We start from the raw sequence: 22,762 nt of genomic DNA, 5'->3' as shown, positions 1-22,762 counted from the left end.
ACCGCCGGCCTCTTTGCGCATGCGGATCGAAAGCATCAACCTCGGCACGCTCGAGCGCATCCGCATGGGCGAGCGCTCCATCCTCACAGGCATCGGCAAGCGCCCGGTGCTGGGCCCCGTGGCCGTGGGCCCGCTGGGCCTGCAGGGCGACGAACAGGCCGACCTGAGCGTGCACGGCGGCCTGCAGAAGGCGGTGTACGCGTACCCCGCCTCGCACTACCCGTTCTGGCAGGCGCAGCGCCGCCAGCACGGGGTAAGCCTGCTGGACGAGCCCCTTCCGGCAGGATTTATGGGCGAGAACCTCACGGTCGATGGCCCGCTGGAGCGTGAAGTCTTCGTGGGTGACGAGCTGCACTTCCCGGACTGCGTGCTGCGCGTCACGGCGCCCCGCGAGCCGTGCTTCAAGTTCAATGCCGTCATGGGGTTTGCGCAGGCCGGCCGGGCCATGGCGCTGGCGGGCAACTGCGGCTATTACCTGGCGGTGGACCAGCCCGGCACGCTGGCGCCGGGCCAGCAGGGGCAGTGGATTGCCGGGCGCCGCAGCCTCAGCATCGCGGCCGCCTTCGCGGCCAAGTTTGCCAAGCACGCACGCTGAAGCCGCCCGGCTGCGGCGGCCTTGCGGGGCGCTCAGAGCAGTCAGCGCTCTCAGCGCACGGCGTCGGGCAGCTCGATCTTGACTTCGAGCACCTCCAGGTTGTCCTGGCGCTCCAGGTGCACCTTGAGGTCTTCGGGGTTGATCTTCACGTATTTGGAGATCACGGCCACCAGCTCGCGCTGCAGGGCGGGCAGGTAGTCGGGCTCGGACGCATTGCGGCCGTTGCGCTCGTGCGCCAGGATGATCTGCAGGCGCTCTTTGGCAACGCTGGCGGTCTTTGTCTTTTCGCCCAGCAGGAAGGAGAGAAAGGATGCCATGGCTTACTTGCTCCCGAACAGGCGCTTGAAGAAGCCGGGTTTCTCGGCCTCGATGAAGCGCAGGGGTTTGTCGGTGGCGCCCAGGAAGCGGTCGATCACGTCCTTGTAGGCTTCGGACACATCGGTGCCCTGGGCGTGGATGGCCGGCGTGCCCTGGTTGGACGACTGCAGCACCACTTCGGACTCGGGGATCACGCCGATGAGCTTGATGCGCAGGATGTCCTGGATGTCCTCCAGGCTCAGCATCTGGCCGTCTTCCACGCGGCTCGGGTTGTAGCGCGTGATGAGCAGGTGCTCCTTGATGGGCTCGCCGCCTTCGATGGCGCGTTGGGTCTTGCTGCCCAGCATGCCCAGGATGCGGTCGGAATCGCGCACGCTGGACACCTCGGGGTTGGTCACCAGCAGGGCCTCGTCGGCGTAGTGCATGGCCATGAGCGCACCGCTCTCGATGCCGGCGGGCGAGTCGCAGACGATGTACTCGAAGTCCATCGCGGCCAGGTCCTTGAGCACCTTTTCGACGCCGTCCTGCGTGAGCGCGTCCTTGTCGCGCGTCTGGCTGGCAGCCAGCACGAACAGGTTGTCGCACTGCTTGTCCTTGATGAGGGCCTGGTTCAGGTTGGCCTCGCCCTGGATCACGTTGATGAGGTCGTACACCACGCGGCGTTCGCAGCCCATGATGAGGTCCAGGTTGCGCAGGCCGACGTCGAAGTCGATCACGGCGGTCTTGTGGCCGCGCAGGGCGAGGCCGGTGGCAAAGCTGGCGCTGGTGGTGGTCTTGCCCACACCACCCTTGCCGGAGGTCACAACAACGATTTTGGCCATGGGTCTACTGTGTTTCTCGGGGGTTGATACGTACGGGGTTGCGCAGGGGCTCGATGAGGAGCTTCTCGCCTTCGAGCCGCACCTGGGCGGGCTTGCCGGCCACCTCGTCGGCCAGCGCCGTCTCGGTGGTGCGGTAGATGCCCGCGATGGAGACGAGCTGCGGCTCCAGGCAGGTGGAGAAGATGCGGGCCTCGGTGTTGCCGCGCGCACCGGCAATGGCACGGCCGCGCAGCGGTGCATACACGTGGATGTTGCCGTCGGCGATCACCTCGGCGCCAAAGCTGACCACCGCCAGCACCACCAGGTCGGCGCCACGGGCATAGACCTGCTGGCCCGAGCGCAGCGGCTTGTCGATGACCACCGTGCCGGGGCCGGCCACGGGCACTTCGACATGCACTTCGCGCACCACCTCGACCTCGCGCACCACTTCGCGGGCTGCGGCGGCCGGGGTGGGTGCGGGTGCCTCGGCGCGCGCAGCAGGCGCGTCGGGCGCGGCGGCCAGACCCGCAGCGCGGGCCGCGTCCATCTGCGCCGGGCTGCCGCCGCGCACGGCCACCGGCAGCGTGCTGTGGCTGCGCAGCGCCGCCACCAAGGCGGCAAAGTCGACAGGCTCCGGCGCCTCGCGCACGGCGGCCAGGTCGATCAGCACCGGGTCGTTGTCGAAAAATCCGGGGGCCTCGGCCACGCGCTCGGCCAGGTCGGCCGCGAACACGGCCGCGTCGGTGGTTTTGAGCATCACGGCCACCACGGGCAATGAGGCGCTCTTGAGGTCAAAGCTGGTGCGGGACGGGGCCGACGTGGGGGAGACCATGGAAGGGTGCGCCGGGACGGCGAAGCGGTCTAGGGTGTTTCAGAAGCCGCAAAGTGTACCGTGCGCTGCAGGCCCGGCGGCCTGCGCGGCCCCGCACCCGCTGGATGGCCGCCGAGGGCGCAAAAAAGCCGGGCAAGCCCGGCGTTTCTGTGCGGCAAGCGCGGGGGGGCGCCATCAGTTGCGGTCGGCGCGCGCTGGTCGGGTGTTCTGTGCCACGGTGGTGCTGTCGGTAGCGCCCATGTTCGAGCCCTGCATGCTGGACGTGCCCATGTTCGTCGTGCCGCTGTTGTTCATGGTGGCCGTGCCGGCGCCGCTGCCGACAGGGGTGCCGGTGCTGCCCATGGGGGTGTTTTGCGTGCTGCGCTGGCCGGCGCCGGTGGCGGGGTCTGCGCTGCTGGTGGTGGGCGGTGTGCCCTGGGCGATGGCGGTGCCGACCACGGCGACGGCGGCGATGCTGGCCAGAACGGTCTTGAGGGACGTGGATGCTGTCATGTCGTTGCTCCTTGAGGTTTGAAAAAACGTGAGAAGGATGGTGACCGGCGGCGTTTGCGCCAGCTGTGTTTAAGTTAGCGGCTGGCGGTTTGGGCGGCGTCGTCCTCAGGCCGCAGGGTGTGTCGGACGACGCCTGCCGAGCGGGCAGGGAATCGGGCAGCCGGTCGCCAACTCCTTCACCGCGCCGCACTTTGCGCGGCCGCCGCGTGCGCCGCCAGCTCGACGCGTTCAGGCACCTCGTGGGCCCCAAAAAGCGCTGCGGCCGTCCGGGTTTCGGGCAGTACGTACACCACCGCCCCGCTCGTGCGCACGGTGGGGCTCAGCACCTTTTCATAGAACGCCACGGGCAGGTTGATGCACCCATAGGTGATGCGGTTGTCGGCGACGGTGTGTGAGGCCAGCCGCTCGAGCCGGCGTTCGGCCTTCACGGTGGGCCGCACGCGGTGCATGGAGACGGCGGCATCGTAGTCCACCCACACCACGTCTTCACCCTGGGCGTTCACGCCCATCTCGGCAACAAACCGCCCGGCGGGCGTGGTGCGCTCGGACGGCAGCACTTGCGCGATCGGCTTGTCACCCACACCGGGCACCGTGTGGTCGCCCACGGCAGAGCCGACCAGCGCGGGCGAGGCCCCCCGCAGCGTGCCATCGGGGTGGAACACGAACACCCGGGCCTGCGGCTTGTCGACCAGCACCACGGCCCGCCCGCCGTGGTCGCCGGACTGAAACGCCCAGCGCGCCACCAGGCGGGCGTCGGCCGAGGCCGGCCCGGGGCCGAAGCGCGGCCATGCGCGCGCCGCACCTGCGGGCGGGTTGGCAATGGCAAGAGCGGCAGGGCGCGCGGCAGGGTCGCGCGGCGCGGCCAGGGGCGCTGCGGAGAGCGCGGGCGGCTGCGTCTGCGCGTGGGCCTGCGGTGCGGGCGGCCACAGCGCCAGCATCATCGCGACGACGCCGCCCGCGAAGGTGGCGAGGCTGCCCAGGAACGCGGCGTCGGCCGGGCGCGCATTCCCACGGCCTGGGCCATCGGTGCCGGTGCCGTGGTGCGGTGGGGTGTGGGGTGTCGCAGGACGGGTCATGGGCCGACCTTAGCGAGCCGTCGGCCGCGCTGGCGTGCGCGTGCGCCTACGCAGCCTGTCGGACCAGGCCACAGGCCGACTGCGCGGCAGGGGCCGGGCGCGCCGCCCATCAAGGGATCGGGGCGGGGCGCACCCGGCCGCCACCCATAATCGGCCGATGCTTTCTTCTGACCGCAAGACACACCTCGATTCCCTGGCCGTTGCGCTGCTGCTGGCCTGCTGCATGTTCTGGGGGTTTCAGCAGGTGCTGGTGAAGGCCACCGTGGGCGAGGTGGCGCCGGTGTTTCAGGCGTTCGTGCGTTTTGCCATCGCCACCGTGGCCGTGGCCGCGTGGTGCGCGTGGCGCGGGGTGCGCCTGTGGGACGGGGCGCAGGACCCACCCGGCGCGCTGCGTGCGGGTCTGCTGGCGGGCGCGCTGTTTGCGGGCGAGTTCGCGTGCATTTATGTGGGGCTGCAGTTCACCACCGCATCGCGGCTCACGGTGTTTCTGTACTCGGCGCCCTTCTGGGTGGCGCTGCTCTTGCCGCGCTTTGTGCCGGCCGAGCGGCTGCACGGCTGGCAGTGGCTGGGCCTGTGTGCCGCCTTTGTGGGCGTGGGCCTGGCGCTGGGCGACAGCCTGCTGGGGCCGGCCAATGCGGCCATGCCGCGCGCCTGGGTGGGCGATGTGCTGGGGGTGGCCGCCGGCGTGCTGTGGGCGCTGACCACGGTGGTGATCCGCAGCACGCCGCTCGCGCGCGTGGCGCCCGCACGGCAGCTGTTCTACCAGGTGGGCGTGAGCGCCGCAGCCCTGCCCCTGCTGTCGCTGGCGCTGGGCGAAACCTGGAACTGGCAGTTCAGCGCGTTCGCCTGGACGTCGTTGCTGCTGCAGTCGCTGGTGGGCGCGTTTGCCAGCTATCTGGTGTGGATGTGGATGCTGGCGCACTACCCGGCCACGCGGCTGTCGGTGTTCGTGTTCCTCACGCCGGTGTTTGCGCTGCTGTTCGGCGCCTGGTGGCTGGGCGAGCTGGTGACGGCCGGGCTGGTGGTGGCGCTGTTGTTGGTGGCCACCGGCATCGTGCTCGTCAACCGCCGCGGTCGATAGCCAAAATATGCCTAAAAATAGCCCTCAGCGCTTTACCATCAACGATTTGTAGCTATCATTTTTAAAAACTCTTCTTCATGCAGCCGGGCCCGCCTGCGTTGGCGGGGGGCGGCATGTCAGAGCTTGGGAATCTTGATGCGGCTGATCATCAGCGAGCCCGACAGTGCAAACAGCAGCACCAGGGGGTGCAGGGTGAAACCGCCGATCAGCAGCTGGCCGAACCACAGGTGTTCGCGCACGGCGCCCGTCCACGCGGCCAGGGCCAGCAGGCCCACCAGCACGATGGACGTGGGGATGGGCGTGCCCTCGAAATACTTCACCTTGCCCGTGCCTTCGGACAGCGTTTCGGCCGTGACGTTGTAGCGCGCCAGGCGCGAGACTCCGCAGGCCACGAAGTAGGCCAGCACGACCCGGTCGTACAGGCCCTGCATGCCACAGGCGTAGGCAATGATGGCGGGCGCCACGCCGAAGGAGATCACGTCGGCCAGCGAATCCAGCTCGCGGCCCATGGCCGAGCTTTTCTGGCGCCAGCGCGCGATGCGGCCGTCCAGCACGTCAAAGATCAGCGCGGCCAGCACCAGCGCGGCCGCGAAGTACACATGCACCACGTCGCCGGTTTCGAGGTAGGTCATGGACGAGAACAGCGCGCCCACGCCGCACACGGCATTGCCCAGCGTGAACCAGTCGGCGAGATGGAACTCGCGGATCATCGAGAAGCGTTTGGGGTGGGAGGTGGGGGTGGTCATGGCGGGCTCTCCTGCGGCAGGCTGGGCGGTGCGGGGTGCGCATTATGTCGGGCGGCCCGCCGGCGGGCATTCATTCGGTCGGTCGGGCGGGCGCGTAATCCCATAGGGTGACGGGCCCCGGCCGCCGCGTATGTCAGCCAGAGCCCCTTCTTTGCCCCCCGCTCGGGGCGGGACGCGCTAGGCGGCAGCGGCCTGGCTGCGCTGGCGCGCAAAGTCCACATACCAGTCCAGGCACCCCGGGTTGGCCATGGCGTCCTTGTTGACCACCTTGTCGATGGGCTGGCCGAGCAGCAGCTTCTTGATGGGCAGCTCCTGCTTCTTGCCGGAGAGGGTGCGCGGCACTTCGGCCACGGCAAAGATGTCGTCGGGCACGAAGCGCGGGCTCAGGGCCGTGCGCACGGCGGTGTGGATGCGCGCGCGCAGCGCGTCGTCCAGCGTGTGGCCGGGGCGCAGCACCACGAACAGCGGCATGTAGCTCTCGCGGCCCAGGTATTCCAGGTCCACCACCAGGCTGTCGAGCACTTCGGGCAGCGATTCGACCGCGCTGTAGATCTCGCTCGTACCCATGCGCAGCCCGTGGCGGTTGATGGTGGCGTCGGAGCGGCCGTAGATCACGCAGCCGCCGTTGGCGCCGATCTTGAGCCAGTCGCCGTGGCGCCACACCGCGCCCATCGCGGCGGGGCCATCGCCACCGCCGGGCTGGCGGCCGTGGCCGGGCGGGTACATGTCGAAGTAGCTCGACAGGTAGCGGCTGCCGTCCTTGTCGCCCCACAGGTACAGCGGCATCGACGGAATCGGCTGCGCGCAGACCAGTTCGCCCACCGCGTCCTGCACCGGGCGTCCCTCGGCGTCCCACGACTCCACGGCCGCGCCCAGCATGCGGCACTGCATCTCGCCGGGCACCTGGGGCAGCTCGCGGTGTCCGCCGATGAAGGCGCCGCAGAAATCCGTGCCACCCGAGATGTTGTTCCACCAGATTGGTTCACCCCCACGCTCCCCCACTGCGTGTGGGTCGCTGCCCCCCGAGGGGGCCGCGCCTTGCTTGGGGCGGCCCGGCGCTGCGGCGGCATGGACGATGGAGGCGCTGCGAATGTGCTCGAACTGCTCCGTGCCCCATTCCTGCACCTCGGGCGACAGCGGCGAGCCCGTGGTGCCCAGCGCACGGATGCGCGAGAGGTCGCCATAGTCGCTCAGCGTGATGCCGGCCTTCATGCAGTTGGCAAAAAACGCCGCGCCCGCGCCGAAAAAGGTCACGCCCGTCTCGGCCGCAAAGCGCCACAGCACGCCCCAGTCGGGGTGGTCCTTGCTGCCGCCGGGGTTGCCGTCGTAGATCACGCAGGTGGTGCCCGACAGCAGGCCGCTGAGCTGCGCGTTCCACATCACCCAGCCGGTAGAGCTGTACCAGTGGTAGCGCTCGCCAAAGCTGTTGGGCTCGTAGCTGCAGCCGATGTCGTTGTGCAGCACCTTGAGCTGCAGCGCCACCAGCACCGTGCCGCCATGGCCGTGCACGATGGGCTTGGGCAGGCCCGTGGTGCCGCTGGAGTAGACGATCCACAGCGGGTGGTCAAACGGCAGCCACATCGGCTCGAACGCCGCCACTTCAGCATCATTTTGGGCGGTAGCGCTTGTCCAGCTTGCCCAATCTGCTATTGAAACAGTAGCATCTAGATTGCCCAGCACGATGGCATGGCGCACGCTGGGCAGGGCCGCGCGCAGTTCGGTCAGCACGGGCCGGCGGTCGTGGTCGCGGCCGCCGTAGGTCACACCGTCCACGCCGATCAGCACCGTGGGCTCGATCTGGCGGAAGCGGTCGAGCACCGCGTGCGTGCCCATGTCGGGTGCGCAGATGCTCCACACGCCGCCGATGCTCACCGTGGCCAGGAAGGCGACCATGGCCTCGGGCACATTGGGCAGGTAGGCGGCCACGCGGTCGCCGGGCTGCACGCCCTGGGCCTTCAGGTGCAGTGCGAGCGACGCCACCTGGCGGCGCAGCTCGGGCCAGCCCAGTTCGCGGTGGTTACCCTTTTCGTTGCGGCTGACGATGGCGGGCAGCCCGGCGGCGTGGGCCGCGTCCACATGGCGCAGCACCTGGCGCGCGTAGTTGACCTGGGCGCCAGGAAACCACTCTGCCCCGGGCATGGTGTTCTTCGCCAGCACGGCCGTGTGCGGCGTGGGCGACTGGATGTCGAAGTAGTCCCACACGCTTTGCCAGAACGCATCCAGCTCGGTGGTGGACCAGCGCCAGAGCGCGTCGTAGCTCTCGAACTGCAGGCCGCGCTGGTCGCGCAGCCAGTGCTGGTAACGGCGGATCTGGGGGATGTAGGGCGGGGTGGGGGGTGTTGTTGTCTCCATGGCGACGCAGCGTACCAGCGGCAGGCCAGCGGGGCCAGCCGCGCCGGTCGCGGGCTTGACAACGGGCGGGGCACGCGCTGATCACGCAGCGGTAACAAATCCGCACAACTGCGGGGCCGCGCTGTCAGCGGGCGTTGGGGTGAGCGCCGCCACAATGCGCCGCGCAAACGCCATCTCGCCAAAGGCCTGCGCTGCGGCGGGCATCTGAACGACGGCGTTTTTCGTCGCGCTCGCTGCGGATGCGGCACGGCGCAACTCCGCAACGCACACCCATTGCAACCATGCACCCTGCAAGCTGCCCCGGCCCGTCTGCGCTCTCTGCCGCCCCCAACAACCCCACCCTCCTAGAAGTCCGCGCGGCAGAAGGAGCATCGGCTGCAACGCGCGATAAACCGGGCCCACGGGGTCAGCCCGCGTGGGCGCGCACCGGGGCTGTATGGGCCGCATGGGCCGTGGCCGCCACGCTCGCGGCCTGCGGCGGGTCCGACAGCGCCCCGTCAGACACCCCTTCCGCCGCCGTGCCGCCACCGGTCAGCCCTGCCCCTGCCCCTGCCCCTGCCCCTGCACCTGCACCTGCCCCTGCACCTGCACCTGCACCCACTCCCACTCCCACTCCAACTCCTGCCCCTGCGCCTAGTCCTGCGCCGACGCCCACTCCAAGCCCCACGCCTGCACCGGCACCCGCACCGGCCGCTGTCTCGCTGCAGGTGCGCGTGCAGGGCCTGGGCCTGGGTGAATCGGTGTCGCTGGCCCACGGCCAGGCCACGCTGCAGGCCACGTTCAACCACCAGCCCTACGCCTTCGCGCCCCAGGCTCCTGCGGGCGCGCCGCTGGACCTGCGTGTGGTGGCGCAGCCCACCGGCCAGGTGTGCGCCGTCTCCGATGCCGCGCCCGCCACGGTGCCCGGCGACGGCGCCCCCGTGTTCGTGCGCTGCCGCCACACCGCAGCGCCGCGCGCGGCCATGCCCGCCACAGCGCCGGGCGGCGCACTCGCCCTGGCCTTTGGGTGGCGCGACATCGCCCATCCGGGCATCGCCTACGAGAGCCGCCCGGGCCTGGTGGGCGGGCTGTATCCGTATGAGTACCGGCTTCAGAGCCTGACCCTCAACGGCGTGGCGCAGAGCCTCGCGGCCGCCACGCTGGACGCGCGCCTGGGCACGCTGCGGTTCACGCCCCGCAGCGAAGGCACCTACCTGGCCACCGTCGAGGTGCGCGACAGCAGCGCGACCCCGCAGCTGATGACCACCACCGTGCAGATCGAGTCTGCGGCGGCGCGCTTTGTGTTTGTGGCGCCCCAGGGTGTGGACGACGCAGCGCGCGGCAGCATGGCGGCGCCCTACCGCACCCTGGCCTACGCGCTGGCCCGCACCACCGGGCAGCAGGCGGTGGTGCTGCGCCGTGGCACCTACGCAGCGGCCGGCGTGCAGCTGATCGATTCGCGCGCCAAGCAGCTGCTTGCCTACCCCGACGAAGTCGTGACGCTGGACATGGCGGAGGCAGGCAACCTCACGGTGCGCACCACGGCGCTGCCCATGGCCCGCATCGAAGGCATGGACGTCATCAACGTCAAGCAGTACGGCATCGTGAGCGACCCGAGCCGCGCCGGGCTGGTGGTGCGCAATGTGCGCTTCGTCAATGGCGTGGAAGGGCCCAACAGGAGCGAGAACCCGGGCTTCATCCTCGGCTGGGGCGACACGAGCCCGGTCTCGCGCCACAAGCTGCTGATCCAGGACAACGACTTCGGCCGCTATCGCGGTGCGGCGTATGCGTTCGTGCTGTTCGACGCCGGAAACTCCCTGGTGGAGGAGAACCAGGTACGCCTGGGCGCCGGCGTGAATGGCGGCTTCCACGACAAGGACAACGCGCAGAACAACACCTACCGGCGCAACTACCTCGAGTTCGACGCCGCCGAAAGCGGCAATTCGGGCATCCACATCTCGGCGCAGGCCAATTCCGAGAACGTGCACATCCACCACAACCTGCTGGTGAACGCGCCCATCGTGCTGGGCACCCAGTGTTTCCAGTCGACCTGCTTCATGCGCGAGCACAACGTGCACCACAACACGCTGGCCGGCGGCCGCATACGGCAGTCGTGGGGCGTGTTCAACCCGTCCAGTGACGGCACGCGGGTCTTCCACAACATCATTGCGTCGCGCACGCTGCCGCCCTACGCGGGCCTGAGCTGCAGCGCCGGAGTGCCCGCGGGCTTTGCCACCCAGATGACCACCGGCGCCAACCTGATCGAGAGCACGCACCGCCTGGCGCACAAGGACACCGAGTGCACGGGCAATGACATGGATTGGGCCGCCTGGCGGAGCACCTGGGGCCGCGACACGGTGGCGTCGGGCAGCGTGCTCTCGGGCTCTGCCGTGCTCACCGGCAGTGGCATCACCACCGGCCTGCCCGCAGGCGACCCGCGCCGTTCCGCTTTCGGCCACCAGCTGCCCTGACCCCGCCTCGCGCAGCGCGCCCCCGCTGCGCCCGCCGGATGGGCCCGGATTCCCGCCCCCTTGCAATTTAGCACGCATGTGCTAAATTGCGAACCATGGACGCCAAGACGCAGAAAGCCGAACTCACCCGCGCCGCCATCATCGGCGCCGCGCTGGACCTGGCCGCCACCGACGGGCTCGAGTCGATCACCCTGCAGGCGGTGGCCGACCGGGTGGGTCTGTCCAAGAGCGGTGTTTTCTCCCGCGCAGGTTCGCGCGAGGCCTTGCAGAAAGCGGTGATCGAGGAGTTCGGGCGGCGCTTTCTGGCCGACGTGTTCGTGCCGGCCATGCAGCAGCCCAAGGGCCTGCCCCGGCTCCATGACATCGTGCGCCGCTGGATCGTCCGCACGCGCGACGTCGAGGCCACCACCGGCTGCCTCTACACCGCCGGCGCCTTCGAGCTGGACGACCGCGAAGGCGAGCTGCGCGACCTGCTGCACAGCGAGATCACGCGCTGGCGCGCCGCCCTGCGCCGCACGGTGATCCAGGCCATCGAGGCCGGTCACCTGGGCGCCGACACACCGGCCGACCAGCTGGTGGGCGAGATCTACTCCATGATCATGGGCCTGCTGCACGACGTGCGCTTTCTGCGCGACCCGCAAGCGGTGCCGCGCACCGAGGCATCCTGGACCCGGCTGGTGAAAAGCTATGCCCCCGAAGCACCCGCCCCCACGCGCTGAAGCGCGGCGCCGCCGCCGCACGGCACACCCGTGCGCCGCACACCCGGCAGTCGCCCCCGCGGGCGGCCGCTGACTCTTTTTTTCCGTTCCCGTTTTCTTCCGACGATGGCCATCGTTTTTCTTTACCTCAATTTCGCACAGTCGTGCGAAGAAAGGACAAGCCATGTTGACGATGTTTTGGACTGCCGCCGCCCTGGCCGTGCTGGCGGGGCTGGGTTGCGCGGCCCAGATGGTGCGCGACCTGCTCGCCCGGTTGCCCGGCAGCAACGGCGACTGGGTCTTTTATTGAGGGTGCCGCTGCGCACGGCGCCCCTGAACACCCTTGAACGCTCTCGCCCCACTTGCGCGCCCTATCGGTGTCCTTCGCACCCGCCTGCCTTCTCTATCCCTGTTCACGCTTCACAGGAGCCTTCATGACCTCCCCCACACACCCCTCTGGCTCTGCGCTGCAGGCCACACAGAGCTTTTACGGCGACCACCCGGTCATGCGCGTGCTGCGCGCGGGCCTGGGCGCCGCCGAACGGCTGTGGCCCGCGCTGGCTGTGCGCGCGGCCTACCGGCTGTTTGGCACGCCGCTGCCGCTGCGCCGCCCCGGGCGACGCGCTGTGCCCGCTGGCGCCTGGCGCGCCGAGCGCTGGCCGTTCGAAGACGCCGAGATCAGCGTCTACACCCCGCAGGCCCAGCCCCATGGGCCGGCCGTGTTGCTGCTGCACGGCTGGGGCGGCCATGCGCGGCAGATGCGGCCCCTGGCCGATGTGTTGGCGGCGCGCGGCCTGCGCCCCGTGCTGGTGGACCTGCCCGCGCACGGCGGCAGCCGGGGCCGGGTGAGCAACCTGCCGCAGTTTTCGCGCGCCATCGAATACGCCACGGCCCGCCTGCATGCGCAGGACGCTGCTCCAGTTGCCGTGGTGGCGCACTCGCTGGCGGCCAATGCTGCCGCACACGTCGCCAGCCGGGGGCTGACCACGGGGCGGCTGGTGCTGATCGCGCCACCGGCGTCGCCGCATGAGTACACGCGGCTGTTCGCGCAGGTGTTCGGGCTGGCCGAGCGCACGCGGGCGGCGATGCAGCGGCGCATCGAGGCGCGCGAGGGCATCCTGATGCGCCAGTTCGAGCCCCCGGCCGTGGGCCCGCGCATTGCGCTGCCCACGCTGGTGGTGCATGACCGGGGCGACCGCGTCAACCGCTTTGCCGACGGCGAAGCCTTCCGCGACCACATCGCGGGCGCTCGAATGTTCGCCACCGAAGGCCAGGGGCACCGCAAGATCCTCCAGCAGCCGGACGTGCTGCAGGTGGTGGCCGACTTCGCGGCCGAAGGGGCGCTGCCCGTGGCCGGCGCAGGCGGTTGACGCTCGCAGCGCGGCAGGCGGGCAGCGTTAGACGGCCTGTGGACGGACCCGCCGCGCGGGCGGGCATCTCCCCGGGCTTGACTGCGGTATTGCCCGCGCCGTAGATCGCCGGTTGTCTACAATGCCGCCCTTTTCCACTTGCGTGCAGCCTGCCCGCCCCTTGCGGCGCAGCCGCCGCGCAAGTGCCCTGCCTTGCCGCGCCCCTGGTTTGCATGCGCGCATCGGCGCCGGGCCCTGCCTTTTTCCTGTGTCCTGCCGGTTCCGGCATGCGCGCTGCGGCGCAGCACCCACTGCGGTGCGCGCGCCGCTCGGGGGGTCCGTTTTTTTCCCATTGAAGATGTGCTGCTGCCGTGGTCTGATGCGCCTGCGGGCGCCGCGCCGCCGGCCTTTGGCTTTTGCGCCCTCCGGGGCCTGGTGCTGGCCGGGTGGCCTGCGCGAGCGGGCTGCGCGGAGGGTGGGCGGCAGAAGGCATTGAAACGGAACGCGTGAAGTCCCTGGATCGCGTGCTGCTGCCGATGCTCCTTCTGCCATCCACACTCCGTGGGTGCCACGGGCCGCGCCAGTGCGGCGCGTCTTCCTGAAGACTCAGCAGAAGAAAGGTGATCATCCATGGAACTTCTCATCTCGGCGGGGCTGATCCTCGCCATCGTGCTCTGGGGCGTGATCGCGCCAGACTCTCTCGGGGGGGTGTTCGACACGGCGCTGGCCTCGATCACGCGCAACTTTGGCTGGTTCTATCTGTGGGTGGTGCTGGGCCTCGTGGTCATGGCGCTCATCCTGGCGTTCAGCCGCTACGGCGACCTGAAGCTGGGCCAGGAGGACGATGAGCCGGAGTTCTCCATCGGTGCCTGGTTTGCCATGCTGTTCGCGGCGGGCATGGGCATCGGACTCGTCTTCTGGGGCGTGGCCGAGCCCATATCGCACTACGGCGCGCCGCCGCCCGGCATTGCCGCCAACACGCCCGAGGCGGCCAACGCCGCCCTGCGCTACAGCTTCTTCCACTGGGGGCTGCACCCCTGGGCGGTGTACAGCATCGTGGCGCTGGCGATTGCGTTCTTCCAGTTCCGCAAGGGCGGCTCGGCCCTGGTGAGCACGGCCGTGCAAAGCCTGCCGTGGGCGCCGCTGCAGCGGCTTGGGCCGCTGATCAACGTGCTGGCGGTGATCGCCACGGCATTTGGCGTGGCGGCATCGCTGGGCATGGGGGCGCTGCAGATCAACAGCGGCCTGCACGCGGCCTGGGGCCTGCCCGTGGGCGAGGCGTCGCAGGTGGGCATCATCGTGGTGACCACGGTGCTCTTCCTGACCTCGGCCATCACCGGCGTGGCGCGCGGCATCAAGTGGCTGTCCACCATCAACCTGATTCTGGCGGGTCTGCTGGCGCTGGCCGTGTTTGCGCTGGGCCCCACGGTGATCATCATCGACACCTTCACCAACACGCTGGGCAGCTACCTCAGCGAGTTCGTGCGCATGAGCCTGCGCATGACGCCGTTTCGCGACAGCAGCTGGGTGAGCGGCTGGACGGTGTTCTACTGGGCCTGGTGGGTGAGCTGGTCGCCTTTTGTGGGCCTGTTCATCGCGCGTGTCTCGCGCGGGCGCAGCATCCGCGAGTTCATCCTGGGCACGGTGCTGGCGCCCACGCTGGCCGCTTTTGTGTGGTTCTCCGTCTTTGGCGGGGCCGCGCTGCACCTGGAGATCGCGCAGGGTGTGCCGCTCGCGCAGGCCGTGGGCGCCGATGTGTCCACCGCCATGTTCGCGCTGTTCAACGCCCTGCCCTGGAGCGCGGTGATGTCGGTGGCGGCCACGGTGCTGGTGCTGGTGTTCTTCGTCACCTCGGGCGACTCGGCCACGCTGGTGCTGGGCATGATGAGCACGGGCGGCAACGAGAACCCCTCGGCCCGCGTGAAGATCATCTGGGGCGTGCTGGTGTCGGGCATCGCCATCAGCCTGCTGCTGGCCGGTGGCGTGAAGGCCGTGCAGACGGCCACCATCGTGTTTGCGCTGCCCTTCACCGCCGTCATCCTGCTCATGGCCGTGGCCCTGTGGCGCGGTGTGAAGGCCGACTGGGAAGCCGACGACCGCCGCGACCGTGCCCTGCGCCGGCGCATGCGCGAGATGATGGGGCCCGGCAGTTCATCCGGGTAGCGGATCCGGCAGGCCCGTTGCGGATGTTTTTGGCCGCCAGCGCTTGTCCATCAAGCGCTGGCAGCTATTTAATCGATAGCGGTCACGATCAGCCTGCGCCGCCCCATCCTTCACACACGCAGCAGGCCCCGGAAGCCGCGCGCCGCATAGTAGGACTGCGCGCCGTTGTGATAGACGAAGACCTGGCCGTAGCGCCGATCGCCGAACAAGGCACCCCCCAGTGCACGGACCTCCGGGGGCGTGGCGATCCAACTGGACGTCTTGGTGTCGAATTCGCCCAGTGCCTGCAGCGCGCGGTATTGCGCCTCGTCCAGCAGTTCGATGCCCATCTCGCTGGCCAGCGCCAGCGCACTGCCCTGCGGCTTGTTTTCCTTGCGCGCATGCAGCGCGTCCGCGTCAAAGCACAGGCTGCGACGGCCCTGCGGGCTTTCGGCGGAACAATCGCAAAACAGGACTGCGCCGGTGGCCGTGTCGCTGCCTATGACGTCGGGCTCGCCTCCGGATGCCTCCATCCACGCCAGCGTCCGCAGGGCGGCGGGGTGGTCGGCGAGCCGCGCCGCCACGTCCTTCCAGGCCAGGCCAGTGCGCCGGTGCGGGTGGCGGGCGAACCGGTCATGCAACGGTTCCAGCAAAGGGTGCGGGGTGCGTGTCGCCATGGAATCAGCCGAACGGGCGGGGGTTGGGGGGCTGGCAGTATGCAGCGCCGACGCGCCGAGCGTCTATCATCCAAAGCCCCATCGCCTTCGCTGGCATCAAGCTCCACTTCCTGCGCATCCCTGCGCCTCCCCCACATGCCGCTCGTATCGTCCGCCTGGCCCGCTGTGGCCTGGGTTCTGCCTGTTTTGGCGCTGCTGTCGGTCCTGTACTTTCTGGCCAAGGGCGACCGCCGGGCGCTGGGCCATGTGCTGGCGCTGGTCGCGTGCTTTCTGATCGGTGCGCTGCTGATGGAGTTCTTTGTCTTCATGGCCGCGCGCATGGCGCGCTCGGGCAGCGCACAGGCCGACCCGGCGCTGGGCACCGGCACGCGGCAACTGCTGCAGACCCTGGCCAATCCGCGTTCCATCACCGCCCCCGCCGGATCGCTCGCCTGGGTGGCCGCGTGGAGCGTGCCCGTGGCCTACCTGGGCCTGGTGGCAGCCTGGGCGGTGCACCTGTGGGGCCTGCGCGCAAGCCCGGCACGCAAGAAGGCCGTCAAGACCGGCACAAGCGGCCGCAAGAGCCCCCGTGCCCGCAAGGCCCCGGCGGCCCGGGCCTGAGGCGCTGCGACCGCAGTCTTGGTGGCCCACACCCACCGCAGATACAAACCGTCGGCGTTGCAATAGCTCAGGATCGCGTGGGGACGGGCTGCGGCAGCGATGGGCAATTTGTCGGGACGGCCGCCGCGCCCCCACGCACCCTGCGGGCCTTGAGGTTCATGGGTCTTTTTGGCTTTCAGCGCTTATCCATCAAGCGCCGACAGCTATTATAAAAATAGCAAACGATTCGCCGCTTCATTCCGCCGCGCCCAGCGTGGCCAACCCGTACAGCGGTGCCCCCAGCCATGCGCGCCACGCCATGTCGAGCGCAATGCCCGGCCAGCCGTAGCACTCCAGCACGCTCTGTTCGTGCAGCAGCGCCAGGCGCGGATGGGCCTGTGCCAGCTCGGCCATGCGGCCCACGCCCCAGCAGAACTGCGCCCCGGTGGGCCCCACGCTGGCATGGCGGGCGGCCTGCCCCACGGCCTGGCGCGTGAGCACGTCCAGCACCATGCGCGAGCCCGCAGGCGCGTGCTCTGCAAACTCGACCAGCACCGCCTGCACCTGCACGGGCTGCAGGTACATGAGCACGCCTTCGCACACCAGCAGCACGGGCTGGGCGCGGGGCCCCTCGGGCAGCGCCAGCCGCTTCCACCAGCCGGGCTGGCCGAGGTCCACCGCCGCCTGGCGCACGCGCGCATTCGCGGGCGGCAGCAACAGCTGGCGCAGCGCCATCACGGGAGGCAGGTCGGCATCCAGCCAGTGGTTGTGCCCGGTGTCGAGCCACTGGAAATAGTGGGTCAGCCCGCAGCCCAGGTTGGCCCCCCAGGCGCGCGGATGCTGTGCAAAGAACGCCTGCCCCAGCGCCCTGATGGCCCGCGTGCGCCACAGCACATTGAGCACCGTGGGCAGGTCGTCCAGATACGCCTGGACATCCGTTCCCAGCCGCTCCAGCAGGGCCGGCGCCACGGTGTCGCCGCAATCGAGCCACGGAAAATAGGCGCCCCCCCGCGCGCGCGCAGCCAGCGGAATGAGCAGGGTGCTGGGCACGGGCGGCAGCTCTGCGCAGCGCTGCCGCGCGCTGCGGGCAGCGGCGACGGCAGCGGGGGCTGCCCGACGGGTGCGGGTGGCATGGGCGGTGGCGGATGGCTGCGGCACGCGTGTGTCCTCCGTGGCGGCGTCGTCGGGCTGCGTGCCCCAGCGGCCGGCGCTGCGGGAACGCGCGTGCACACACGCCTGCATGCGGGCGGCAGCAGCGCGGAAACCCGATAAAGGCATTGTGGCCCTGCGCCGCGCTGCGCGCGGGGATGGCCCCCTGCCGCGCTGGGGCATCGGCGCCGCGTCCTCGCGCGTCAGCCTCAGTGCCTGCGGATCAGCGCGTTCCAGACCAGCTCCACCCCGGCCGCCACCAGGTCGGCCGCGGCGCTGTCGGAGTTGTGGGCCCAGGTGTGCACGGTGCTTTTCTGCCGTTCGCGCTCGGCCCGGGCGCGGTCGCGCTCCAGGGCCACCAGGGCATCGCCGATGTCCACGGGCTGCACAGGGTCGGGCGCCGGGCCGGTGCGCTGGCTGGCCGTGGCATAGCCCTCCAGCGCGCGGGCCACCGCCTGGGGGTCGATGAGCGAAAACGCAGCGCGGCAGTAGGGGCAGGCGTGGTCTTTGCGGATGTCCACGGGCGCGCCGCAGCTGGTGCAATAGATGGCCCCCACCCGCTGGGCGAGGTCCTCGATCTCCGGGCGGGTGAGATGGCGCACAAAGCCCTTTTCGACCATGAACGAGGCAAAGGTGCTGAACCGGCCGTGCTGTCGGCCGCAGCGGTAAATCATGTACCGCCCGCTGCGCACCACATCGAAACCCTGGGCCAGCGTGGTGTTGCAGCGGGGGCAGGCCATGGCGCTGCCCAGCGGTAGGTGCTGGTCGGTGCGGTGCTCGTGCAGCAGCCGGAACAGCTCCACCACCGAGGCGGGCGAGAGCTTCAGGTTCTCATGCCGGTCAAACCACAGGCCCTGGCACGCGAAGCAGATGTCCAGCTCCAGCGGCTCGCCCTGGTTGCTGGTGAAGCGGTGCGCCTGCAGGGGCTGGCGGCATGAGGGGCAGAGGGGCTGTGTCATGGTCTTCCGGAAAGCGAGACGCGCGGATCTTGAACGTGCACTCCGTTCGCAGGTTTATTCACCGTGAAGCAGGGCAGCGCAATGTACGCAAGGTGCCTGAATCTAGACCCCGCCAATCATGAGAGCGGGGCGGCGCTTGCCAAGTGCCCCTCACTGCATACGTACGACTTATATGGTGCTTTTGCTCTGGCCCATAGCTTCCGCAACCCCCGCTGTCACGCTACGCGATGCCGCAACGCGAACATCCCCACGGCCATCGCCAAAATTGACATGAAAGCCAGCGCCCATTGACTAAGTACAGGAATTGCATGCATTCCCCCCGAGGCTGGCACCATCAGAGGAGCAAACGGATCTGTGATGGCGCCGACAGCTGGATCGCTATCTCCCACTCCGTTGTCTGCGATGGTGTACGTGACGGTGTCGCCCGTTACGCTTCCGTGGGCAAACCAGCGTGCAGGCCCGCCAACCGTTGCTGGGCCGAATTTGTACGGCGTAAGTCCAGCCAACCTGCCGGCTGGATAGTCAATGCGTACTGACAAATTTGCGGCGCTGCATCCTGACCCGTTGGCGGTGAACCGCAGAACCCCAGCAGGAGCGACTGCGCCAACTGGCGCGCCCGCAGGCACCGTGGCGTCAATGCTGATGCTGCTTACAGAGCAGCCTGGCGGAGCTCCGATCTGCACCGCTGCTGTGCCCCCTCCGGGCAGCGCAATAGCTGGTTGACTGTACGCCTGCGGAGTGGTCACTACACTGGTTGAAACAGCGCTCTCACCCACACCGTTGGTGGCCTTCACGGTAAACGTATAGGCTAGCCCGTTGGTCAAGCCACCGATCGTGCAACTGGTGATCGTCGCTGCCACAGCACAAGAGCCGCCCGGGGCGCCTGAGACGATGTAGCCAGCAATAGGGCTACCGCCGTTGTTCACTGGCGCTGACCATGACAGGCGCACAGCACGATCGCCCGCAACGGCCACCAGCCCTCCGGGCATGCTGGGCACGCTCAGTGGAGTTGCTTGGGCGTTCCCCGAGGCAACGCTCTCACCGACAGTGTTGGTGGCCTTGACAACAAACGTATAGGCAGTTCCATTGGTCAGGCCAACGACGGTGCAGCCGGTGGCTGGCGCTGCAGCGGTGCAGGATCCGCTTGGTGTGCCAGTGACGGTGTAGCTCGTGACCGCGCTGCCGCCGTCGCTGCCGGGCGCGGTCCAACTCATTGCAACTTGACTGTCGCCAGCTGTAGCCGTCAAACCGGAAGGTGCACTGGGGACTCCGTACAAGAACACTTGTCGTACAGTTTGCACGCCAGAGGTAGATGCGTTGTTCGATCCGCCCAACGCCATACCCTGACCCTTGATCCATAGGGTGGCGCCTTTGGGCAAGCTCAGTCCATCGAGCATCCATCCGCCCGCCACCCTCTCAGCTGCGCCGAGGTGGGTCCAATCCGAGGCGACGGCATCTTCAACGAGAGAGTATGAGAAATGGGCCTGATTCACCTCTGGTCCTGTGCCACTGCGCCACCAGCGCAGTCCGTCAGTGCCAGTCGTGACCTGTAGTGATTGCTGCGCCGATTCATTCAGACTGAGTCGACCAATATTGCTCCGCGGCTGCCCGCCAAGGCTTGTAAAACTGCCGCCCACCAGTATCTTTCCGTCTGGCTGCGCAGCAAGACTTTGGACGAGAGAATTTGCTGCCGCAGTGAATGTGTTGTCGACAAGGCCCTGGGAATCCAGGCGGCCGACATAGTGACGAGCCAGCCCCCCTAGCACTGTGAATTCGCCCCCGACCAATATCATTCCGTTGGGCTGCAGAACCATGCTGAGCACGGGTTGGTCGGCTCCAGGATTGAAGGCGCTGTCCAGTGCGCCATCAGCCTGCAGCCGCCCAATATAGTCACGCGCTTGACCACCCAAAATGGTAAAGCCCCCTCCCACCAGAACTCTGCCATCGGGCTGCAGGGCAAGGCTTTGCACTGGCCCGCCGGCCCCTGGATTGAAGAGGGTGTCCAGTGCTCCGTTCCCATGAAGTCGAGCAATGAAATCGCGCACTTCGCCGCCGACCACTCTGAAATGCCCCCCAATGATCACCTTGCCATCAGGCTGCACCAGCAAACTGGATACGGATTGGTCTACCGCAGGATTGAACGTGCCATCGAGCGACCCATCTACATTCAATCGGGCAACATAGCTACGGGCCTGTCCACCGATTTGGGTGAAGCTTCCAGCAACCAGTACCTTCCCATCAGACTGCAACACCAAACCGAGCACTGACCCGTTTGCAGCAGGCGTGAAGCTTGTATCCAACGTACCGTCGACATTGATGCGAGCAATGCGGCCGCGCGCCTGACCTCCAAATGTCGTGAAATCCCCTCCCACCAGCATCCTGCCGTCCGGCTGGATTGCCAGACTACGAACCGTTCCATCGGACCCTGGATTGAATGTGCCGTCCAGCGTCCCATTGGGAAAAAGTCGTGCAATGTGATGGCGCGTTTGACCACCGATTGTCGAAAAGTCGCCACCCAGTACGATTTTGCCGTCGGGGTGCACTGCCAGACTTCGGACCACGCCGTTACCTGCGGGATTGAACGTGTCATCCAAGGTTCCATCGGTATGCAGCCGCGCGATCCGACCTCGCGTTTGTCCACTGATACCGGTGAACCAACCGCCGACCACCAGCTTGCCGTCGAGTTGCACAACCACTGCTTGCACCCAGTTATTGGGATTTGGGTTGAACTGGCTATCCAAGGTGCCATCCGCATTCAGGCGGGCCATGAAATCACGCGCATGTCCACCAACAGCGGTGAATTGACCAGCAACCAACACCTTGCCATCGGGCTGGGCCACCATGCGCAACACCCAATGGTTGGCGCCAAGGTTGAACGATGTGTCCAGGCTGCCGTCGCGATTCAGTCGCGCCAAGTTGCTACGAGCGTGCCCACCCATGGCGGAGTAAGACCCGCCTGCCAAAATCCGTCCATCTGCTTGGACCACAAGGCTGAACACCGGCGCACTGCTATTGGGATTGAACGACACATCGAGCGTGCCGTCCGCATTCAACCGCGCAATGTAGTTTCGAGTCTGCCCCCCAAGACTGACAAAGTTGCCGCCCACAAGAACCTTGCCGTCCGGTTGCCCGACCAGAACGTTGACCGAATTGCTAGCGCTAATGTTGAATGCGGTGTCCAGACTTCCGTCGGGGTTCAGCCGGGCAATGCGGTTACGAGTCTCGCCGCCCACTGAAGTGAAGGTGCCTCCCAACACCATCTTGCCGTCTTGTTGCAAAACAAGCGTCGAGATCGATCCATTGAATTGCGGATCGAAGGCGCTGTCCAATGACCCATCGGGATGCAGCCGAGCAATCTGGCTACGTGGCTGCCCCGCCAAGACGGTGAACGAGCCGAAGACGATCAACTTCCCATCGGGCTGGACCACCACACCACTCACACCATTGTTCGCTCCTGGGTTGAAGGTCATGTCCAGCGAACCATCAACGTTCAAGCGCGCAATGTAGCTTCGTAGCTGCCCTGCGATGCTGGTGAACGATCCGACCACTAGTACCTTGCCGTCGCCCTGTAGAGCCATCGCGGACACCGCTCCATTGGCGGAAGGGTCGTATCCGTCAATCACATTTTGCGCACCGGCTGACTTGAACGCGAGCAACAGAACCAAGAAAACCGCCCACGCTATCCAATGAGCGATTACGCGGGGAAACCCTGACCATCCAGAGCCTTGTCGTATGAGGCAAAGACTGTTAGAACAAGCGGGAAGAGTGACAAGCGCCATGAATGGGACGGGAATTGCGTCAGCCAAGGGCCAATCGCGTTGTTACACAATGAAGCGGCCGGATAGTAGCCGATGTTTCTGCTTGAGCAACAAACGATTCACATTTGGTCCTTGTGTAAGGATCGGTGAGAAGTTGTTACGGAGTGCCGGCTGGAGTCGACAACTTCCGCGAAGGCTTGCTGCTAAGAAGCACTTGCATTGGCCTTGGCACAATCGGCGGCTTGCACTGACTTGGCCCTGCCGCCGCTTTTGAACACCATGCCCATCTGGAAGAAACCCATTGACCTCGCCCTGTTGAAGGCCGCCAACCAGAACACCGCTGTGGAACACCTCGGGATCGAGTTCACCGAGGTGGGCGACGACTTTCTGCGCGCCCGCGTGCCCGTGGACCACCGCACCGTGCAACCGTTCGGCCTGCTGCACGGCGGCGTCAGCGTGGTGCTGGCCGAGTCGCTGGGCTCCACCGGCGCCTTCTACAGCCTGCCCGAGGGCTACCGCGCCGTGGGCCTGGACATCAATGCCAACCACCTGCGATCGGCCACCAGCGGCTGGGTGACGGGCACGGCCAAACCCGTGCACATCGGCCGCAGCACCCATGTGTGGCACATCGACCTGCACAACGAAGCGGGCGAGCTGACCTGCGTGTCGCGGCTCACCATGGCGATCCTGGCGCCGCGCTGAACACGCT

At 67.9% G+C, this 22,762-nt stretch carries 20 protein-coding genes; 9 read left to right on the top strand and 11 right to left on the bottom strand.

The genetic code is table 11. The annotated features are described in order from the left end of the window. Nucleotides 1–19 precede the first annotated feature (19 nt). Nucleotides 20–595 (top strand): MOSC domain-containing protein, encoded by a 576-nt coding sequence (locus tag ACOQFS_RS05315; RefSeq protein WP_421561874.1) that lies wholly within the window; start codon nt 20–22, stop codon nt 593–595. 50 nt (nt 596–645) lie between these two features. Here ACOQFS_RS05315 and minE read toward each other — a convergent pair whose 3' ends face one another. The 5 genes from minE to ACOQFS_RS05290 all read right to left on the bottom strand — a co-directional run bounded on the left by minE (nt 646) and on the right by ACOQFS_RS05290 (nt 4,113). After that, nucleotides 646–912, bottom strand: coding sequence for a cell division topological specificity factor MinE (minE, locus tag ACOQFS_RS05310; RefSeq protein WP_421561873.1), 267 nt, complete (start codon nt 910–912; stop codon nt 646–648). Nucleotides 913–915: 3 nt separating this feature from the next. Further along, nucleotides 916–1,734 carry a septum site-determining protein MinD gene (gene minD, locus ACOQFS_RS05305; RefSeq protein WP_421561872.1) on the bottom strand — a complete coding sequence of 273 codons (819 nt, stop codon included), beginning with the start codon at nt 1,732–1,734 and terminating at the stop codon, nt 916–918. Between the two features lie 4 nt (nt 1,735–1,738). After that, nucleotides 1,739–2,545, bottom strand: coding sequence for a septum site-determining protein MinC (minC, locus tag ACOQFS_RS05300; RefSeq protein ID WP_421561871.1), 807 nt, complete (start codon nt 2,543–2,545; stop codon nt 1,739–1,741). Nucleotides 2,546–2,719: 174 nt separating this feature from the next. Continuing rightward, nucleotides 2,720–3,037 carry a proteophosphoglycan ppg4 gene (locus ACOQFS_RS05295; RefSeq protein WP_421561870.1) on the bottom strand — a complete coding sequence of 106 codons (318 nt, stop codon included), beginning with the start codon at nt 3,035–3,037 and terminating at the stop codon, nt 2,720–2,722. Nucleotides 3,038–3,213: 176 nt separating this feature from the next. After that, entirely contained in the window at nt 3,214–4,113 is a 900-nt protein-coding gene (locus tag ACOQFS_RS05290) for a hypothetical protein (protein WP_421561869.1), read from the bottom strand. A gap of 157 nt (nt 4,114–4,270) precedes the next feature. Between ACOQFS_RS05290 and ACOQFS_RS05285 the strand changes: the two genes are divergently transcribed. Beyond that, on the top strand, nt 4,271–5,194 hold the full coding sequence (locus tag ACOQFS_RS05285) for a DMT family transporter (RefSeq protein ID WP_421561868.1): 924 nt from the start codon (nt 4,271–4,273) through the stop codon (nt 5,192–5,194). 116 nt (nt 5,195–5,310) lie between these two features. Here ACOQFS_RS05285 and pssA read toward each other — a convergent pair whose 3' ends face one another. Both pssA and ACOQFS_RS05275 read right to left on the bottom strand, forming a co-directional pair. Beyond that, nucleotides 5,311–5,940 (bottom strand): CDP-diacylglycerol--serine O-phosphatidyltransferase, encoded by a 630-nt coding sequence (pssA, locus tag ACOQFS_RS05280; protein WP_421561867.1) that lies wholly within the window; start codon nt 5,938–5,940, stop codon nt 5,311–5,313. A gap of 177 nt (nt 5,941–6,117) precedes the next feature. Beyond that, nucleotides 6,118–8,292, bottom strand: a complete 2,175-nt coding sequence (locus tag ACOQFS_RS05275) for an acetoacetate--CoA ligase (RefSeq protein ID WP_421561866.1) — start codon at nt 8,290–8,292, stop codon at nt 6,118–6,120. A 713-nt stretch (nt 8,293–9,005) separates the two neighbouring features. Between ACOQFS_RS05275 and ACOQFS_RS05270 the strand changes: the two genes are divergently transcribed. The 5 genes from ACOQFS_RS05270 to ACOQFS_RS05250 all read left to right on the top strand — a co-directional run bounded on the left by ACOQFS_RS05270 (nt 9,006) and on the right by ACOQFS_RS05250 (nt 14,952). Further along, nucleotides 9,006–10,742: a right-handed parallel beta-helix repeat-containing protein gene (locus ACOQFS_RS05270; RefSeq protein ID WP_421561865.1), complete on the top strand. Its 1,737-nt coding sequence runs from the start codon at nt 9,006–9,008 to the stop codon at nt 10,740–10,742. 95 nt (nt 10,743–10,837) lie between these two features. Further along, complete coding sequence (locus ACOQFS_RS05265) at nt 10,838–11,461, top strand: TetR/AcrR family transcriptional regulator (RefSeq protein ID WP_421561864.1); 624 nt, start codon at nt 10,838–10,840, stop codon at nt 11,459–11,461. Nucleotides 11,462–11,624: 163 nt separating this feature from the next. Further along, a complete protein-coding gene (locus ACOQFS_RS05260; protein ID WP_421561863.1) occupies nt 11,625–11,750 on the top strand; it encodes a hypothetical protein in 126 nt (41 codons plus the stop codon). Between the two features lie 124 nt (nt 11,751–11,874). Then, nucleotides 11,875–12,810, top strand: coding sequence for an alpha/beta fold hydrolase (locus tag ACOQFS_RS05255; protein ID WP_421561862.1), 936 nt, complete (start codon nt 11,875–11,877; stop codon nt 12,808–12,810). Between the two features lie 609 nt (nt 12,811–13,419). Continuing rightward, nucleotides 13,420–14,952 carry a BCCT family transporter gene (locus tag ACOQFS_RS05250; RefSeq protein ID WP_421561861.1) on the top strand — a complete coding sequence of 511 codons (1,533 nt, stop codon included), beginning with the start codon at nt 13,420–13,422 and terminating at the stop codon, nt 14,950–14,952. A gap of 110 nt (nt 14,953–15,062) precedes the next feature. On the opposite strand, the gene ACOQFS_RS05245 is transcribed toward ACOQFS_RS05250, so the two are convergent. Next, the gene (locus tag ACOQFS_RS05245; RefSeq protein ID WP_421561860.1) at nt 15,063–15,608 is read right to left on the bottom strand and encodes a DUF4256 domain-containing protein; all 546 of its coding nucleotides are present in this window, start codon (nt 15,606–15,608) and stop codon (nt 15,063–15,065) included. A gap of 135 nt (nt 15,609–15,743) precedes the next feature. On the opposite strand from ACOQFS_RS05245, the gene ACOQFS_RS05240 reads away from it, so the two are divergent. Then, the gene (locus ACOQFS_RS05240) at nt 15,744–16,208 is read left to right on the top strand and encodes a hypothetical protein (RefSeq protein WP_421561859.1); all 465 of its coding nucleotides are present in this window, start codon (nt 15,744–15,746) and stop codon (nt 16,206–16,208) included. Between the two features lie 234 nt (nt 16,209–16,442). Here the strand turns inward: ACOQFS_RS05240 and ACOQFS_RS05235 are convergent, their stop codons facing one another. The 3 genes from ACOQFS_RS05235 to ACOQFS_RS05225 all read right to left on the bottom strand — a co-directional run bounded on the left by ACOQFS_RS05235 (nt 16,443) and on the right by ACOQFS_RS05225 (nt 21,960). Then, entirely contained in the window at nt 16,443–17,417 is a 975-nt protein-coding gene (locus ACOQFS_RS05235; RefSeq protein ID WP_421561858.1) for a class I SAM-dependent methyltransferase, read from the bottom strand. 128 nt (nt 17,418–17,545) lie between these two features. After that, nucleotides 17,546–18,295 carry a zf-TFIIB domain-containing protein gene (locus ACOQFS_RS05230; protein WP_421561857.1) on the bottom strand — a complete coding sequence of 250 codons (750 nt, stop codon included), beginning with the start codon at nt 18,293–18,295 and terminating at the stop codon, nt 17,546–17,548. A gap of 215 nt (nt 18,296–18,510) precedes the next feature. Beyond that, a complete protein-coding gene (locus tag ACOQFS_RS05225; RefSeq protein WP_421561856.1) occupies nt 18,511–21,960 on the bottom strand; it encodes a fibronectin type III domain-containing protein in 3,450 nt (1,149 codons plus the stop codon). Nucleotides 21,961–22,332: 372 nt separating this feature from the next. Here ACOQFS_RS05225 and ACOQFS_RS05220 point away from each other — a divergent pair, with 372 nt between their 5' ends. Next, nucleotides 22,333–22,755 carry a hotdog fold thioesterase gene (locus ACOQFS_RS05220; RefSeq protein ID WP_421561855.1) on the top strand — a complete coding sequence of 141 codons (423 nt, stop codon included), beginning with the start codon at nt 22,333–22,335 and terminating at the stop codon, nt 22,753–22,755. Nucleotides 22,756–22,762 lie beyond the last annotated feature (7 nt).

This window comes from Paracidovorax sp. MALMAid1276 (genome assembly GCF_049198005.1).
GTDB lineage: Bacteria > Pseudomonadota > Gammaproteobacteria > Burkholderiales > Burkholderiaceae_C > Acidovorax.
Note: the sequence above shows the minus strand (reverse complement) of the source record. Positions and strands in the feature narration are given on the sequence as shown.

What these genes read in the sequence shown, in the direction of transcription:
- ACOQFS_RS05315 (WP_421561874.1), top strand. Translation starts at nt 20, where the DNA reads ATGCGGATCGAAAGCATCAACCTCGGCACGCTCGAGCGCATCCGCATG.
- ACOQFS_RS05230 (WP_421561857.1), bottom strand. Translation starts at nt 18,295, where the DNA reads ATGACACAGCCCCTCTGCCCCTCATGCCGCCAGCCCCTGCAGGCGCAC.
- minD (WP_421561872.1), bottom strand. Translation starts at nt 1,734, where the DNA reads ATGGCCAAAATCGTTGTTGTGACCTCCGGCAAGGGTGGTGTGGGCAAG.
- ACOQFS_RS05260 (WP_421561863.1), top strand. Translation starts at nt 11,625, where the DNA reads ATGTTGACGATGTTTTGGACTGCCGCCGCCCTGGCCGTGCTGGCGGGG.
- minC (WP_421561871.1), bottom strand. Translation starts at nt 2,545, where the DNA reads ATGGTCTCCCCCACGTCGGCCCCGTCCCGCACCAGCTTTGACCTCAAG.
- ACOQFS_RS05265 (WP_421561864.1), top strand. Translation starts at nt 10,838, where the DNA reads ATGGACGCCAAGACGCAGAAAGCCGAACTCACCCGCGCCGCCATCATC.
- ACOQFS_RS05285 (WP_421561868.1), top strand. Translation starts at nt 4,271, where the DNA reads ATGCTTTCTTCTGACCGCAAGACACACCTCGATTCCCTGGCCGTTGCG.
- ACOQFS_RS05290 (WP_421561869.1), bottom strand. Translation starts at nt 4,113, where the DNA reads ATGACCCGTCCTGCGACACCCCACACCCCACCGCACCACGGCACCGGC.
- ACOQFS_RS05295 (WP_421561870.1), bottom strand. Translation starts at nt 3,037, where the DNA reads ATGACAGCATCCACGTCCCTCAAGACCGTTCTGGCCAGCATCGCCGCC.
- ACOQFS_RS05245 (WP_421561860.1), bottom strand. Translation starts at nt 15,608, where the DNA reads ATGGCGACACGCACCCCGCACCCTTTGCTGGAACCGTTGCATGACCGG.
- ACOQFS_RS05240 (WP_421561859.1), top strand. Translation starts at nt 15,744, where the DNA reads ATGCCGCTCGTATCGTCCGCCTGGCCCGCTGTGGCCTGGGTTCTGCCT.
- ACOQFS_RS05220 (WP_421561855.1), top strand. Translation starts at nt 22,333, where the DNA reads ATGCCCATCTGGAAGAAACCCATTGACCTCGCCCTGTTGAAGGCCGCC.
- ACOQFS_RS05255 (WP_421561862.1), top strand. Translation starts at nt 11,875, where the DNA reads ATGACCTCCCCCACACACCCCTCTGGCTCTGCGCTGCAGGCCACACAG.
- minE (WP_421561873.1), bottom strand. Translation starts at nt 912, where the DNA reads ATGGCATCCTTTCTCTCCTTCCTGCTGGGCGAAAAGACAAAGACCGCC.
- ACOQFS_RS05250 (WP_421561861.1), top strand. Translation starts at nt 13,420, where the DNA reads ATGGAACTTCTCATCTCGGCGGGGCTGATCCTCGCCATCGTGCTCTGG.
- pssA (WP_421561867.1), bottom strand. Translation starts at nt 5,940, where the DNA reads ATGACCACCCCCACCTCCCACCCCAAACGCTTCTCGATGATCCGCGAG.
- ACOQFS_RS05275 (WP_421561866.1), bottom strand. Translation starts at nt 8,292, where the DNA reads ATGGAGACAACAACACCCCCCACCCCGCCCTACATCCCCCAGATCCGC.